The 14,161-nt window shown below is 36.5% G+C and carries 15 protein-coding genes; 11 read left to right on the top strand and 4 right to left on the bottom strand.

Annotation, left to right across the window (positions count from 1 at the left end; translation table 11 throughout):
- Positions 1 to 41: 41 nt before the first annotated feature.
- Complete coding sequence (locus H964_RS10545; protein ID WP_039767468.1) at positions 42 to 839, bottom strand: polysaccharide deacetylase family protein; 798 nt, start codon at positions 837 to 839, stop codon at positions 42 to 44.
- A 30-nt stretch (positions 840 to 869) separates the two neighbouring features.
- Positions 870 to 2,759: a sialate O-acetylesterase gene (locus H964_RS10540; RefSeq protein WP_039767466.1), complete on the bottom strand. Its 1,890-nt coding sequence runs from the start codon at positions 2,757 to 2,759 to the stop codon at positions 870 to 872.
- A gap of 911 nt (positions 2,760 to 3,670) precedes the next feature.
- Here H964_RS10540 and H964_RS10535 point away from each other — a divergent pair.
- The 11 genes from H964_RS10535 (at position 3,671) to rimI (ending at position 13,402) form a co-directional block, all read left to right on the top strand.
- Complete coding sequence (locus H964_RS10535; protein WP_039767463.1) at positions 3,671 to 7,141, top strand: Ig-like domain-containing protein; 3,471 nt, start codon at positions 3,671 to 3,673, stop codon at positions 7,139 to 7,141.
- A 68-nt stretch (positions 7,142 to 7,209) separates the two neighbouring features.
- Positions 7,210 to 7,452, top strand: coding sequence for a hypothetical protein (locus tag H964_RS10530; protein WP_039767462.1), 243 nt, complete (start codon positions 7,210 to 7,212; stop codon positions 7,450 to 7,452).
- A complete protein-coding gene (locus tag H964_RS12445) occupies positions 7,445 to 7,582 on the top strand; it encodes a PIN domain-containing protein (RefSeq protein WP_156823686.1) in 138 nt (45 codons plus the stop codon). The genes H964_RS10530 and H964_RS12445 overlap by 8 nt, the downstream gene beginning before the upstream one ends.
- Positions 7,583 to 7,615: 33 nt before the next feature.
- Complete coding sequence (locus tag H964_RS10525; RefSeq protein WP_237738278.1) at positions 7,616 to 7,780, top strand: hypothetical protein; 165 nt, start codon at positions 7,616 to 7,618, stop codon at positions 7,778 to 7,780.
- A gap of 176 nt (positions 7,781 to 7,956) precedes the next feature.
- Positions 7,957 to 8,322, top strand: coding sequence for a 6-carboxytetrahydropterin synthase QueD (gene queD, locus H964_RS10520; protein ID WP_011915823.1), 366 nt, complete (start codon positions 7,957 to 7,959; stop codon positions 8,320 to 8,322).
- A complete protein-coding gene (gene folE2, locus H964_RS10515) occupies positions 8,315 to 9,085 on the top strand; it encodes a GTP cyclohydrolase FolE2 (RefSeq protein WP_039767459.1) in 771 nt (256 codons plus the stop codon). The genes queD and folE2 overlap by 8 nt, the downstream gene beginning before the upstream one ends.
- 64 nt (positions 9,086 to 9,149) lie before the next feature.
- Positions 9,150 to 10,589, top strand: coding sequence for a hypothetical protein (locus H964_RS10510; protein WP_039767457.1), 1,440 nt, complete (start codon positions 9,150 to 9,152; stop codon positions 10,587 to 10,589).
- A gap of 29 nt (positions 10,590 to 10,618) precedes the next feature.
- Complete coding sequence (locus H964_RS10505) at positions 10,619 to 11,785, top strand: amidohydrolase (RefSeq protein ID WP_039767455.1); 1,167 nt, start codon at positions 10,619 to 10,621, stop codon at positions 11,783 to 11,785.
- Between the two features lie 48 nt (positions 11,786 to 11,833).
- Positions 11,834 to 12,301 (top strand): tRNA (adenosine(37)-N6)-threonylcarbamoyltransferase complex ATPase subunit type 1 TsaE, encoded by a 468-nt coding sequence (tsaE, locus tag H964_RS10500; protein WP_039767452.1) that lies wholly within the window; start codon positions 11,834 to 11,836, stop codon positions 12,299 to 12,301.
- The gene (tsaB, locus tag H964_RS10495) at positions 12,282 to 12,938 is read left to right on the top strand and encodes a tRNA (adenosine(37)-N6)-threonylcarbamoyltransferase complex dimerization subunit type 1 TsaB (RefSeq protein WP_039767450.1); all 657 of its coding nucleotides are present in this window, start codon (positions 12,282 to 12,284) and stop codon (positions 12,936 to 12,938) included. Before tsaE ends, tsaB begins: the two co-directional genes overlap by 20 nt.
- Before the next feature lie 2 nt (positions 12,939 to 12,940).
- Entirely contained in the window at positions 12,941 to 13,402 is a 462-nt protein-coding gene (rimI, locus tag H964_RS10490; RefSeq protein WP_039767448.1) for a ribosomal protein S18-alanine N-acetyltransferase, read from the top strand.
- A gap of 16 nt (positions 13,403 to 13,418) precedes the next feature.
- On the opposite strand, the gene H964_RS10485 is transcribed toward rimI, so the two are convergent.
- Together H964_RS10485 and H964_RS10480 are read right to left on the bottom strand one after the other, a co-directional pair.
- Positions 13,419 to 13,814 (bottom strand): HEPN domain-containing protein, encoded by a 396-nt coding sequence (locus H964_RS10485; RefSeq protein WP_039767446.1) that lies wholly within the window; start codon positions 13,812 to 13,814, stop codon positions 13,419 to 13,421.
- Positions 13,801 to 14,124, bottom strand: coding sequence for a nucleotidyltransferase domain-containing protein (locus tag H964_RS10480; RefSeq protein WP_039767445.1), 324 nt, complete (start codon positions 14,122 to 14,124; stop codon positions 13,801 to 13,803). Before H964_RS10480 ends, H964_RS10485 begins: the two co-directional genes overlap by 14 nt.
- Between the last annotated feature and the right edge of the window lie 37 nt (positions 14,125 to 14,161).

Here is a 14,161-nt window from a genome sequence, read left to right as displayed (position 1 = left end):
AAACAAATATTCACAAAACTCAAGTTTAATCGTATTACCAGCTACTTAATTTCAACAATTTCACCTCCTTTTACTTCCACAGTACGGCCATTTACAGAAAGCCATACAGAAATAGCCGAAGGATTGTAAACGATATCTCTTTTTACAGAAAACTCAAGCATTCTCAACGCTTTGATGTATCTTACAATTTCAATATTTGTTGCAAACCAAACAGAAGTTGTTTTTGAAACCATCTTGCAAAAATCTTCAATCAACTTCCAGTTGTTTTCTCGTTCAAACTCGAAACTGTGGCCCCATACATACATAAGTTGTAGATGCTTTTTATTTTCTGTTTCCAAAAACCTCTTTGTAATTTCGAGCAAATCTTGTTTATGATGGCAGGTTGGATTCCACACAAGAAAATTTGTTGGTATGTGAAAACTGTAAGTGGAATTTACCGTCCTTGAATATTCAATGCCAAGCGATGGCAAAATCTTAACAACTTCTTCATTGTAAACTCCATATGGATATGACATTCCTTTGACTGGATATCCAACCAGGGTCTCTAAGTATTTCCTGTCTTCAATAATCTCTTCAATTATGCTTTCAAGGGGTATTGAGTCTAAAAAAGGATGAGTTTTTGCATGTATTCCAACTTCATGCCCTCTGTAAAGCTTAGAAACTTCATCAGGAAGAACAAAGATATCCTTGCCGAGATTTGCTGAGTTTAAAAAGAAAGTTCCTTTAATTCCGTATTCGTTAAATAAACTGACAAGTTTTCTGTCATATACCTGTCCATCGTCATAGCTCATTGTAAGCGCCTTCGATCTGCCACCTGGGAATAAATAGCATATATTCATTCATATAATCCCTCCATTGAACAGAATATTTTAAATCTCATCTTCAGTTGTAAAAGGAGATGCTGGCAAACCCTCCTTGTTGTAAAGATTTGCACCTTCTGGATTGTCAGCCCAAGCATATCTTACATAAACAGGGTTTTGAATACTGTCGTGCCACACAACCACTTTGTCATCTTCTATGACAGCATTTGCCCATACAAATTTTTTGTCTTTTCCAGCTATTGCAAAGTGTTTTAGCATACATCCTCCTTTTGCAACAAGGCCGCTGCCCACTTCTGAAAACTCTAAGATGATTTTGTTTCCTTCAATTTTCATAGATTTGTAAAGAGGACCTGATGCGACCAAGTCTTTTTCACCATATGCCACTTTTTGTGCAAGAAGAGCAAGCCTTTGAGCTACATCTTTTTTGTTCGATGGGTGAAGGTCGTTCCACTCGCCAAGGTCAATTGCAACTACCATTCCTACATTGTCAAGAAAAAGAAGTGCTCTTCTTTGTTCTTCTCTCAGCCTTGCCCAGTTGCTCTCACAAGGCTGCGGCTTTGCTTCCATAAAGTTTGCAAGCTGCACGTATAAAAATGGTAGGTGGTCATCACCCCATTTTTTTCTCCAGTCTTCAACAAGGCTACATAGCTTTTTGCAGTAGCCTTCAGGCCTGTCTGTATTGGACTCACCCTGGTACCATATTATACCTTTTATACTGTAGTTTAGAAGCGGTGTAATCATTCCATTGAACAGACCTGTAGGTTTGTACTGCCAAAAAGTTTGTGGTGGCAGAGGTTCTTTGGTTTGAACTCCAACCTTGCACAGCCATTTGCCTTTGAGATCAAGCTTGCACTCTTCTGTAAATATCTTGTATTCCTTTCCTTTTACAAACTCTCCATTCCCATCGTTGCTTATTACTCTTACAGCAATTGTATTTTTTCCTTCTTTTAGAAGACCTGAAGGTATATTATACTTTCTTGGTGGATATCGATATGAAGTTGAACCAATCAGCTTTCCGTTGACATATGTAAAGTCACTGTCAACTATTGTCCCAAGATATAATTTTGCTGGTTTTCCTGCCATGTAAGAAGGTATGTCTACTTCTTTTCTGAACCACACAACACCTATTGTTGAGTCAAGCCCCATTTCCTTCCATGAGCCCGGGATGGTTACTGTTTTCCAATCAGATGGGCTATAGTTTTCTTCAAAGAATGGTAGAGGTTGGTTTTTAAGTCCAATGTCGAAAGCATCTATATAGTCAAACCATGCCTTTATTTTTGTTTCCTCTTCTTTTTTGACAGATTCTATATAGCCGTCGTCTTTGAGCTTTTCAAGTTCTTCAGGATTTTCAAGAAAGTTGTATACTATGTCTTTGCTCATCCACGCTTCTATTGGAGTTCCACCAACACATGCCTTAATCAGTCCAATTGGTATGTTGTATTTTTTGTAAAGCGCTTTTGCAAAAAAATACCCCACAGCTGAAAATTTAAGTACTGTTTCTTTATTCAAAGGCTCCCAGACTCCCCCCTCTAAATCTTCCTTTGGACCTTTGAAATGGTATCTGTCTGGAACTGTAAATTGTCTAATTAAAGGAATATCGCAATCGTCAAGTTCTTCCTTGTAGATATCTATTACTCTTTCCATTGGCACAACCATATTCGATTGTCCAGAGCAAACCCATACATCACCAATCAGTATGTCTTTAATAGTAATAACTGAATTTTGGGACTTTATTTCCATAGAGTAAGGGCCACCTGCCTGCATCGGTTGCAAGGTAACTTCCCATTTTCCGTTGTCATCAGCTGCAGTCATATATGATTTGCCTGAAAAGTTTACTGTTACTGTTTCTCTTGGCTCAGCGCAGCCCCATACCTTTACTTTTTTATCTCTTTGAAGTACCATTCCATCACTCAGTAAAAGTGGCAATCTTAATGGCATAATTAATCACCTCGGAACAATACTAATGTTTTTTAAATTTGGATTGTTTGAATCTGCAAAGTAAAAACTATTTTAGTATTTTTTGGACCTTTCAATACAAGAAAACGATTTCAAAGAAAGATACAACCCCCAACCCCTAAACTCATTAACTCTGGTTGCAAAAACCAGATGAGATAGAAAATTAAAATGTGATTAGCTTCTACAGTTTTGAGTGTTGAAATATAAAATTAACCTAAATTATGATAACTAATATACAAATATTATATCACTCAAGAAAGGTAAAGAAAACTGAATAATTAAAAATGTCAGAACAATTTCTCAAGAGGTGAAAAAGGTTCTATTGAAAATATTTTTCTGCTACCTAATTAGTGATATCTTTTCCATTGTAATTGCCTATTATTTTAATTTTTATTATACATATGGATACAATTCAGCTAAAATTTACTAAGCTAAAATGGAGACGGCAAAGAAAGTAATTCAAAAAGAGTATGACGATAACGAAATTGCTGAGCTTACAGATTTCTTGAAATAAAACAAATAAAAAATTGAGAAAACCACTATTAAATTAGCTGATTTTTAAAGCCTCCTTTCTCAAAGCCTCTATAGTCTCCAAGCTTTTTAAAACAAGCAGAGACAAAAAAAGAAAGAAGGCTTTTGCTTCAAAGAGAATAATGTCGCCAAAGAGCATATTCAAATGCGCTTTTAAACCTTTTAGTAATTTGTAAATATTCTGGAGACCTTTGTGAACAAAGTGGATAGATTTTGTTACACAAGTGTTAAAAAAATATGTAAATTTTTTTTGTGACTTGTATAAAGAAAAAATTACTAAACAATTTCCAACAAAGATGATATAATATACTCAAGCATTACTTCTAAAACTTTCAAATATTTTGTGAGGAGAGAGAAAAGGGATGGGTAAGTTGTTAAAAAGATTAGCTACTTTTGTATTTTTGGTTTGCTTTACAGTAAATATCGTTGCTTTTGTTGGCATAGCAGCAAACACCCAAGCTTATAACCAGGCAGCAACAGTGTTAAAACAAAAAGGAGTGATGACAGGAGATACTAAAGGAAATCTTAACCTTGACAAGCCTCTTAAAAGATCAGAAATAGCAAAGATGATGATAATTCTTCTTGGCAAAAAACCTTTGGCAGATTTTTATGCAAACCAGAAAAGATCTTCTTTTAAAGATGTCCCAGTATCACACTGGGCTTTAGGATATATTGAAGCAGCAAAGAATATAGGGCTTATAACAGGATATCCTGATGGAACATTTAGGCCTGACCAGTACTTAAAAGTGGAAGAACTCACTGCAATGGTTGTAAGGGCTCTGGGCGTTAAAGAAAATGAGCTAAAAGGGAAATATCCATTAAATTACATCAAAAAAGCCTATGATATGAACATTTACTTTGGAATTGAGGCTGAGATTGAGGTTGGAAAGCTTATTACACGCGGTCAGACAGCAGTTATTCTATACAATGCATTTTTGAATGAGTCGCTAAAAGAAGCAAAACCTGTTGCAATTGAAAGCATTGACAATACAACTGTAAAAGTCACCTTTGACAAGGAACTGAAAACACTTGACAAGTCTAACTTTGCGTTTGACAATGGACTGAACGTCTTAGATGTCAAATTTGCCGACTCTACAAAGAAGGTTGTTGAAATAAAGACAGCTGCCCAGCAGGAAGGAAAAGAATACACATTTGTTTACAAAGGACAAGCAACCAATTTGAAATTTACAGCTAAAGTCATTCCATTTGGCTTAAGTGAGGATATAAAGGTTGAAAGTCTCAAGAAGATAGACATAAAATTCACAAAAGCAATTTCTCAAAGCCAGATTGATTCATTGCCAATTAAGGTGTATGTCAACGACAAAGAGGACTCAACAGCAAAGTTTGCAGTATCACAAGATTTCAAAACAGTGAGTATAATATTTCAAAACAAATTAAATCAAGGCGACAAAGTAAGAATTGTAATTACAAACCTTATGTCAGAAACTGGACAGAGCTTTAGCATCACAAAAGAGATATCCTGCATTGATGCTACCCAGCCCAAAGTAGTTGATTTTAAAGTTATTAACAGCAAAAAGTTTAAAGTGATATTCAATGAGCCAATTGATAGCAGTTCAAATGGAAGTTTTAAGATCTGCGATGTATCTTCTGTAGGTGCAACAATAAAAGTTGATGGAAACTACCTTTATGCAAAGGTTACACCAAAGTATGAAGAGAACGCGATTGAGATTGAAAACTACACACCGCTTGCAGATGGCAGCCACACGATTGAAATTGCTGATGCCAAAGACTTTGCAGGCTACAGGATTGCATACTATAAAACAACCTTCACCACAACCCTTGACAGAACACCACCAAGGCATGTTGCTTTGAACTTTGTTGCAAACAATAGGCTCCAGCTTGTATTTGATGAGGAGATAAGAACAATTGATGGTAGCACGCCAACTGGAGAGTATGAAGTGTATCAGGCATCAGACAACACAAACCATGCAATTGGTGCAAAAGTGAAACTGCTATCAGATGGAAAGACAGTTGACATTGAACTTGCCTCCGCTTTGAAGCTTGATGTCAGAGCGCTTGTGTCTTTTGAGATAAGGTACAGAAATGTTGAGGATCTTCTTGGGAACAAAGATACAAACTGGGTAGTGGTTTCTTCAAAAGCAAACGATGATACAACAAAACCCTCTGTAAAGTCTGTTGAGGTTTTAGAAGGGAATGTTATAAAAGTTACATTTTCAGAGAGTGTCAATGCCCAGGACAGAGTGTCTTCGTTCAAGCTTCTGTCCTCTGATGGACAAACAATTTTAGATCAGGTTGCAAAAAGTGTTCAGAGGCTAAAAGAAAATGACTATTCAACATATTTGGTTGAATTCAGCTCTCTTGAAAAAGTTAACGGTGGGACATACATCTTAAAAATCAGTAGTATTCCAGATGTGTCTGTAAGGGAAAACATAATGGATGACGCTACTTTATCATTTGCTGCAAAAGACACATTGCCGCCAACAATTACAGCGGCCATTGCAAAGTATGACCCTGCCTCTGACAATGATAAAATAGACATCTTCTTCTCAGAGGCAATGGATGTTGATAAATTAAAGAATCTCAGCAGTTACTTTATAGGTAGTACATCTGCCACAATACCACTTTCAAGCGTCAAAGGTGCAAAGGTTGACTATATATCACCTTCTGCAAACAGGGTGACACTTTTGATACCCGGTGCTGATGATAAAACACCTGGAAAGTGGTCTGTAGCAGGTGGTGTGGTTGACAAGCTTGCAGCACCTACTTTAACTGATACAGCAGGGAATTTTTTGGCAAATGCAACAATTGCAATGCCGTATTCAATTCTTGCCAACTTCAAAGGTATATCACCGCAAGACATTGAGGTTTTAGCAATTGACAAAAACACAATCCAGATAAAGGTACTAAATGACTATATATTTGCATCATTTGACCCAGCTTCGATAATGTTCAGAAATGCCCAAAGCACAACCAGCCTCAATGGCAATCCTGATAACGACAAAATTGTAAGCCTTGGAATTGTAAGCTATGTACTTAGTCCTGATAAAAAGGTAGTGACACTAAAAACAGCGGCTCTGTTAACGTCTGATGCTAAAGCGGATACAAATGACGCGGGCCAGGAACCTGAAGATCTAAAAATCTATACAACAGGTTCAGGCATAAAAGACCAGTTTGACCAGGTGCTGAATATTCCGCCTACATTGGATGTAAACTTTTATCCGAATATAAAACTGAAGGACAAAATTTCACCACAGCAGCTTTCTGTATCTGTTGGCACAGGTCAAAACTCTGATACCATAATTGTTACGTTTGATGAGCCTGTTACAACTTTGCCTGGTATAAACAATACAATCTTGGCAGCAGGCATTGAGCTAAAAGATGGAACTGCAACACTTTTGCCTGATATCGACTATACAGCTTACACTCAAAATGGAGTTCTTTATATAAAAGTCAAAAAACCAGGAGTTGTTGACAGGTCAATTTCTGTCGAAATAAAAAGACCTGATTTGATTATAGACTACAATGGCAATCCAGTGGTTCCTGCAAAAGCTCAGGTTGTCGACCATGTGACAGAAAGGACATCACCTGATGTGTCAGCAGAGTTTTCTACAACTGATACAAGAAAGGTAAAACTTACATTTACAGAACCAATGGACCCAGCAACATTGGTCCCTCAGAACTTCTCCTGCGTTGCAGGCGGGAATATAATAAGCTTTGTAAAATCTTCTGACAATAGAGTTGTTGAAATAACATTTACAAACCCACTACCAGCAGGGAGCATTGTAAACATATCACCAAATGTCAAGGATTTGGCAGGAAATTCTGTCTTGACCCAGGCTGTGAAGAAGTAGTTGGGTTTGTGGTATAATTATATTTATTGAAGATTTGAAGATTTTATATAAATGATGAGGTGTTTAAAATGATATTAGATGCCAAAGAGGTAATTTCTGATGTAGACAAATATATGGAAATTATAGAGAAAGAAGGAATAATATTACAAAAGGATGGCAAGAAAATTGCCAAAATCGTTCCAATTAGGAAAAGGAGAAGAGATAATACAGAAGAAGTTTTAAAAGCAATAAAGGAACTGACAGGTATTGCAAAGGAGCTTAACATGGATGCAGATGCGGTAAGAGAGGAGAGAATTTTGGGGAGTGACTAAGGTTGTAATTGATACAAATGTGGTTTTAGATTGGATATTAGGTAGAGAACCTTTTAAAGATGCTGCTGAGAAAATGTTTGAAAATTATAACTTTAAGAAAAGATATAAAGGCATATGTGACTGCAAATAGTGTGACTGACCTCTTCTATGTTGCTAAAAAACAATGAAAGTTGACAGAATTAGAAATTTACTTCTTATAATTTTCAAAAAGGTAGATATTATAAGTGTATTAAAAAGTGATATAATAAAATCATTAAAAAGTGACTATAATGATTTAGAGGATCATTACAAATTATTTGTGCTCTCAAGATACAGGCAGATTACTTGATTACTCGTGATAAAGAAATGCATAGTAATAAAATTAGAATAATAACCCCAGAAGAATTTATAAAGGTATTTTCTTCTTAAAACTTGAAAATACCTCAAAATTCAAAAAGAGGCTGTATTAGTTTTAAAGGCAGCCTCTTTAAATTTTACATTTTTGCAAAAAGGAGTGATATTTCCTTGCTTCTCAAAAAAATCTTCAAGTTTGATGCAGCGCACAACCTCACAAAGTACCATGGAAAGTGCGAAAGGTTGCATGGGCACACGTACAAGCTTGTTGTCACAGTCAAAGGAAAATTAGATGAGCAAGACATGGTAATAGATTTTGCTCTGCTCAAAGACATTGTCCAAAAAGAGGTCATAGATATTTTGGACCATGCATATTTGAATGACATAATTGAAAACCCAACAGCAGAAAACATTGCAAAGTGGATTTGGCAAAGGCTCTACGATAAAATTAAAGCACAAAATTCTACCCTTTATGAAGTTGAAGTCTGGGAAACAGAAGACAGTGGCGCGGTCTACAGGGGTGAAGATGATGATTGATGTTCAGAGCCAGAAAGACCTTCGCGGAATTGCTATTCAAAAAGTAGGAATAAAAGACTTGAATTGGCCTATTGTTGTGATGGACAGAGCGAACAAGACTCAAACAACCATCGCAAAAATCACTGCAGCTGCAGAGCTAAAAGGTGATATGAGAGGCACCCATATGTCACGGTTTATTGAGGCAATAGATGAGCTAAATGTGGTAGGTCCAAAAGAAATAGAAAGGCTTCTTGACAGAATAAAGGAGAAGCTTGACTCTCAAAAAGCCTACGTTCGCTTTGACTTTCCATATTTTATAAACAAAAGAACACCTGTAACCGAGACCCTTGCACCTTTAAAAGTTGACTGCTACTTTGAAGCAGAAAAAGGCGAAAAGTTTGATTTAAAAGTAGGTGTAATTGTTCCTGTCCACACACTTTGTCCGTGCTCAAAAGAGATTTCTGAGTACGGTGCACACAACCAAAGAGCGTATGTGACAATTGAGGTTAAAATGAGGCGATTTATGTGGATTGAAGAGCTTGTTGAAATAGCAGAATCTTCTGCCTCATGCCCGCTGTATTCTATCTTAAAAAGACCTGATGAAAAATGGGTTACAGAACGTGCTTACCAGAACCCGAGGTTTGTTGAAGACCTTTTGCGTGAGGTTGTTATTAAAATCAGCGGTGACAAGCGAATCAAGTGGTACAAGGTTTTTGTTGAGAGCATAGAGAGTATTCATAACCACAACGCATTTGCATATATTGAAGGAGAGAATACAAAATGATACAATTAAAGTAATAAATCGGCTTTTGAAAAAGCGAGGGAAGGTTTTTTAAAACCGCCACGTAATGAAGATAAAGATATATACAAAAAGGCTGGGAATCAGTATTGCTGTGCTGGTGTTTGGGATTGTATTTATCTTTCTCTTGATAAAATATATAACAGTACGGAATGTCCTGCCGCAAGAGGACAATATAAACTATCTTAAAAAACTATTTGGTCTTAAAAATGCCCAGCTTGTTGAAAGTGATATCAAGCTCGAAAAGCTTCCTGATGAGACTTTTATGTACAAATACCTATTTGAAGATGATAAGTCAAAATATGAAATCTATATGAAAGAGAGCCAGTCAGTTGTTTACTTCAAAAAGTATCAACCATCAGATGTTGTAAATGACTTCTCATTCAATGATGTAAAATCAAAAGCATTCAAGCTTCTGTACAAATTTGCACCGTACACAAAAGGAAATGTTGAGCTTTATGTCACCCAAACCAAAGACAAATACATCTGCAACTTCTACCGTGTTGAAGGGGACAAAAAGGTGCTGTCAAATGAAGCAGTGATTGTTCTAAATAAAGACAATGGAGAACTTTTAGAGTTTGAAATAAACTGGTTTTCGAATATAAACTTTAAAACTGGTAGCAAAAAAGGGAATGAGGAGGAAAAAATTTTAAAAAGTATAAAGATTGTGCCAGCAATCAGCAGCGATTCTTTTTTAAAATATACGACATTAAACAATATTCTCTCCTTAAAAGACCTCTACTTTGACTATGTAGAAGGAAAAGTCTTCCCAGAGATCAATTTAAACCCAAATAAATTTAATCTCCAAGAGTACAACAATTACGTAGATTATGTCCAAAAGAAGGCATCAGTTGAGTATGTTAAGCTAAAATTTGGCAAGATTTTAAACATGCTATCGTCTCAGCAAAGAAGATTGCCATTTTCATTATCTGAATTCAAAATTGAGCCATCTGGTGGATATTCGTACAAAAAAGATAGTTTATATGGCAAGGTAGAGATATCGGCGGATAAGTTTGGAAACATCCTCAAGATGACAGCAAACCTCAAAGCATCTGGCAATATCAAGAAGGTAGAAGCTAAGGTTTTGAACGACAGGGCAGAGCAGCTCATGCAAACTCTTTTGGGAAAGTTTGTCACTGCTAAATCATATATTTTTGACAATGAGAAAGAACATGCTGTTTCATACAAATTCTATATTGGCGGGGCTTTTGTTATGGCAGGAAAGCTAAATATCAGCTTTGACAAGCTTTCTGGCGAGGTCACCACAGTTGATTTTGATTTAGGATTGAAGCCAGAGTTCATGGAAAAGGCAAAAGAAGTAAAGGACACAGCTGAGTACCTAAAACTTGTGAGATCCAGCGGGTTTGAAGAGGTGTATGTATTGACAAAAGACTATGGCAAGGTGTATCTTTTTGAAAAGAGTGTAGATGCACACTTGGCGCTAAAGCCAAAGTTTGACCTGACATATCTTATGAATGCAACAAAGTAAGATAAAATAGAAAGGGATGAGGTACATAGATGGAGATACTTATTAAAAATGCAAAGATTTTTACAATGGATGAAAAAGGAATAATCGAAAAAGGAGATATATTAATTAAAGATGGTAAAATACACAAAATTGATGAGAAAATCACGGCAAATGGTGCAGAGGTTATAGATGCAACTGGAAAACTTGTGTTTCCAGGGTTTATTGATGCGCATTCTCACATTGGGATGTGGGAGGACTCTGTTGGCTTTGAAGGAGCAGATGGCAATGAAGATTCAGACCCTGTCACACCACATCTTCGCGCAATTGATGCTATAAATCCATTTGACAGAAGTTTTGAAGAGGCGAGAGCAGGCGGGGTTACATGCGTTGCAACAGGTCCTGGGAGTGCGAATGTCATTGGCGGTCAGTTTTGTGTTGTAAAAACATATGGCAAAAGAGTTGACAAGATGGTTATAAAAGAGCCTGCTGCGATGAAGGTTGCGTTTGGCGAAAATCCAAAAAGTGTTTACCATGAAAAGCATCAAGCGCCTCAGACACGCATGGCAACAGCTGCAATCTTAAGAGAAGCTCTTTTTAAAGCTAAAGAGTACTTAAACAAAAAGCTCGAAGCAGAAAAAGACGATGAAAAAGACCCTCCAGAGTTTGATATGAAAAGCGAAAGTTTGATTAAGGTACTAAATAAAGAGATTCCGCTCAAGGCACATGCGCACAGAGCAGATGATATCTTTACAGCTATCAGGATTGCAAAAGAATTTGATGTTAACCTGACTTTGGACCATGTGACAGATGGGTATTTGATTGTAGATGAGCTGAAAGAAGAGAACATCCCATGTATTGTTGGACCAAACCTTACAGACAGGTCAAAGGTTGAGCTTAAAAACCTTGACTTTAAAAACCCCGGAATATTAGCTAAAAACGGCATTCTTGTTGCTATCATGACAGACCATCCTGTAATTCCGCAAAAGTACCTAACACTTTGTGCAGCACTTGCTTGCAAAAGTGGAATGGACGAGTTGGAAGCTTTAAAGGCAATTACAATAAACCCTGCAAAGATTTTAGGGGTTGACAGCAGGGTAGGAAGCATAAAAGAGGGCAAGGATGCAGATATTGTTATTTATAGTGGCCATCCATTTGAGCTTTTCTCTGAGGTAGAGTATGTACTTATAAACGGACAAGTTGTTTATAAGAGAAAATAATATTTTAGGTAAGATAGCAACAAAAATTTTCAAAGGATGTAAATGACCATGAAAGAACTAATTTCATACTCATATGATGAGACAATTTCAATTGGCTATAAGATAGGGAAAAACCTTTTTAAAGGTGCAATTGTGACGTTGCAAGGTGATCTTGGAAGTGGCAAGACTGCTTTGGTAAAAGGCATTGCAAGGGCTTTTTCGACAGATGATATTTCCAGCCCAACCTTTACTATATTTCATATTTATGATGGAAAATTGCCAGTGTACCATTTTGACATATACAGAATAGAAGAGGATGAACTTGAGGATATAGGCTATGAAGAGTATTTTTATAATGATGGTGTAACTTTGATAGAGTGGGCAGACAAACTAAAGAGACTTTATCCAAAAGAGTGCCTTAAAATTGTCATTGAAAGGCTTGATAGCAATGTTCGGAAAATTATTTTAGAAGGTATAGGGGATAGATACAAAAAGATAGAGGATGTGGTTGAAAAGGATGAGGATTTTGGGGATTGAGACATCGGGCAAGGTGGCAAGTGCCTGTATACTTGACGGTGAGAAGATTGTCTCAGAGATAACTCTTAACACAAAGCTTGTTCACTCTGTTATGTTAATTGACTTAATTGACTTGGCACTCAAAAATGCTTCAATTGACATCTCTGACATAGACCTGTTTGCAGCCTCAATAGGCCCTGGTTCTTTTACAGGGCTCAGAATCGGTGTTTCAACCATAAAAGGATTTTGTTTTGCTCTAAACAAACCTTGCATTGGTGTAAACACTTTAGAAGCACTTTGTTACAACTTTTATTCATCATCAGATTTTTTAATGCCAATTTTGGATGCAAAGTCTCAGAAAGTATTTGCAGGGGTTTTCAGGTTTGAGGATGGAGAACTTGTGACTTATGAAGAAACCTCAGTTTATGATGTTGATAGAGCAAAAGAAATGGCCAAAAAATACAACCCTATTCTTTTTGGCGAGGGGTTAGATGTATATGACTTTTCATCTTTTAGATTAGCACCAAAGTTTTTACAGTATCAAAGAGCTTCAAATGTGGCAATTGTAGCAAAAAGGCTTGCAGAAAAAGGCAAGTTACTTTCTCACTTTGAACTTGTCCCGCTGTATCTCAAAAAATCGTATGCAGAAGGGAAATGAGAATGACTCAAAAAGGTATTGTAAGACGTATGACAAAGGAAGATATTGATAGCGTTTATGAGATAGAAAAGCTTTCTTTTTCTGTGCCATGGAGCAAAGAAAGCTTTTTGGCAGAGACCGAAAATGATTATGCTATCTATTTTGTATACGAAGAGGACGCAAAAGTGTGGGGTTTTGCCGGAATGCACCATATAGTTGATGAGGGGCATATTACAAACATCGCAGTGCATCCACAAAAACGAAGACAGGGCATTGGCAAAGCGCTTCTTTCTGCTCTGATCTCGTATGCAAAAGAAAATGGCATAATTGCCCTTACACTTGAGGTGAGAAGCAAAAACATCCCTGCAATCTCGCTTTACAAAAGCTTTGGATTCAAAGAGGCAGGCCTTCGCAAAAACTACTATACAAATCCGCCCGATGATGCCATAATAATGTGGCTTTATTTTAGAAATCTCAAGTCCTAAAGAAGCAATAAAACTGCTAATTTTGAAATTCCAATGCTTCTTCTATTTTCTTTAATATTTTTTTTGTTGCTTCTAAACACTCAATTGTATCTTCCTCGCTTACATACATGGGTTCATCAGGTGGGTATCTGACTTCAATGTAGAACATATTTATAAAAGAAACGTCCTTTATAAACTCTTTTAAAGAAGGTTCAAATTCCATCGCTTTTTTGCAGAGTTTAAGCAAATTGTGACCTTCATGAATTATTCCTGTCTTACGTAGCAAAAATGCTTTCAAATATTTTTCGACTGCCTGTTGACAATGAAAACAAACAAGGCCATTATCTCCTTCATGCTCATAAAGAATCTGAGCAGCTCTTAAGTCTTTTTTTCCCATTTCAATCCAATCTGTAAATTTCTTAGAATCTACCAAGAAGACTCACTCCTGTTCTATAAATTAAATTTGCAAACGTTGTTGTGTCGTTTTTAAGTCTTTCCCACTCTTCCGGTGTGTATACTATAATGTCAACATCTCTTGAGTAGTCTAAATTAAGTAGGATTTCTTGAACAAGCTTTCTTTTGTCAGATGTATCTATAATCAAGCAAAGGTCAATATCACTGTTTTTTCTAACAGCCCTTTTTGCAACAGAACCAAATACAATTATATCCTCAACAGGATACTTTTTAAGAATCTGTTCTTTTAAGTACTCAACTTCTTCATATATAGTCATGTTCTTTTCCATTTGCTATCTCCCTTAATTTTTCTTGTTATTTAATTAT

The organism is Caldicellulosiruptor sp. F32, assembly GCF_000404025.1.
Classification (GTDB): domain Bacteria; phylum Bacillota; class Thermoanaerobacteria; order Caldicellulosiruptorales; family Caldicellulosiruptoraceae; genus Caldicellulosiruptor; species Caldicellulosiruptor saccharolyticus.
This window is presented reverse-complemented; position numbering and strand designations above follow the sequence as displayed.

Excerpts from the sequence above, each read along its gene's own strand:
- H964_RS10535 (WP_039767463.1), top strand. The coding sequence starts at position 3,671 with ATGGGTAAGTTGTTAAAAAGATTAGCTACTTTTGTATTTTTGGTTTGC.
- H964_RS10530 (WP_039767462.1), top strand. The coding sequence starts at position 7,210 with ATGATATTAGATGCCAAAGAGGTAATTTCTGATGTAGACAAATATATG.
- tsaB (WP_039767450.1), top strand. The coding sequence starts at position 12,282 with ATGAGGATTTTGGGGATTGAGACATCGGGCAAGGTGGCAAGTGCCTGT.
- H964_RS10480 (WP_039767445.1), bottom strand. The coding sequence starts at position 14,124 with ATGGAAAAGAACATGACTATATATGAAGAAGTTGAGTACTTAAAAGAA.
- tsaE (WP_039767452.1), top strand. The coding sequence starts at position 11,834 with ATGAAAGAACTAATTTCATACTCATATGATGAGACAATTTCAATTGGC.
- H964_RS10545 (WP_039767468.1), bottom strand. The coding sequence starts at position 839 with ATGAATATATGCTATTTATTCCCAGGTGGCAGATCGAAGGCGCTTACA.
- H964_RS10505 (WP_039767455.1), top strand. The coding sequence starts at position 10,619 with ATGGAGATACTTATTAAAAATGCAAAGATTTTTACAATGGATGAAAAA.
- H964_RS10525 (WP_237738278.1), top strand. The coding sequence starts at position 7,616 with ATGAAAGTTGACAGAATTAGAAATTTACTTCTTATAATTTTCAAAAAG.
- H964_RS10540 (WP_039767466.1), bottom strand. The coding sequence starts at position 2,759 with ATGCCATTAAGATTGCCACTTTTACTGAGTGATGGAATGGTACTTCAA.
- folE2 (WP_039767459.1), top strand. The coding sequence starts at position 8,315 with ATGATTGATGTTCAGAGCCAGAAAGACCTTCGCGGAATTGCTATTCAA.
- H964_RS10510 (WP_039767457.1), top strand. The coding sequence starts at position 9,150 with ATGAAGATAAAGATATATACAAAAAGGCTGGGAATCAGTATTGCTGTG.
- rimI (WP_039767448.1), top strand. The coding sequence starts at position 12,941 with ATGACTCAAAAAGGTATTGTAAGACGTATGACAAAGGAAGATATTGAT.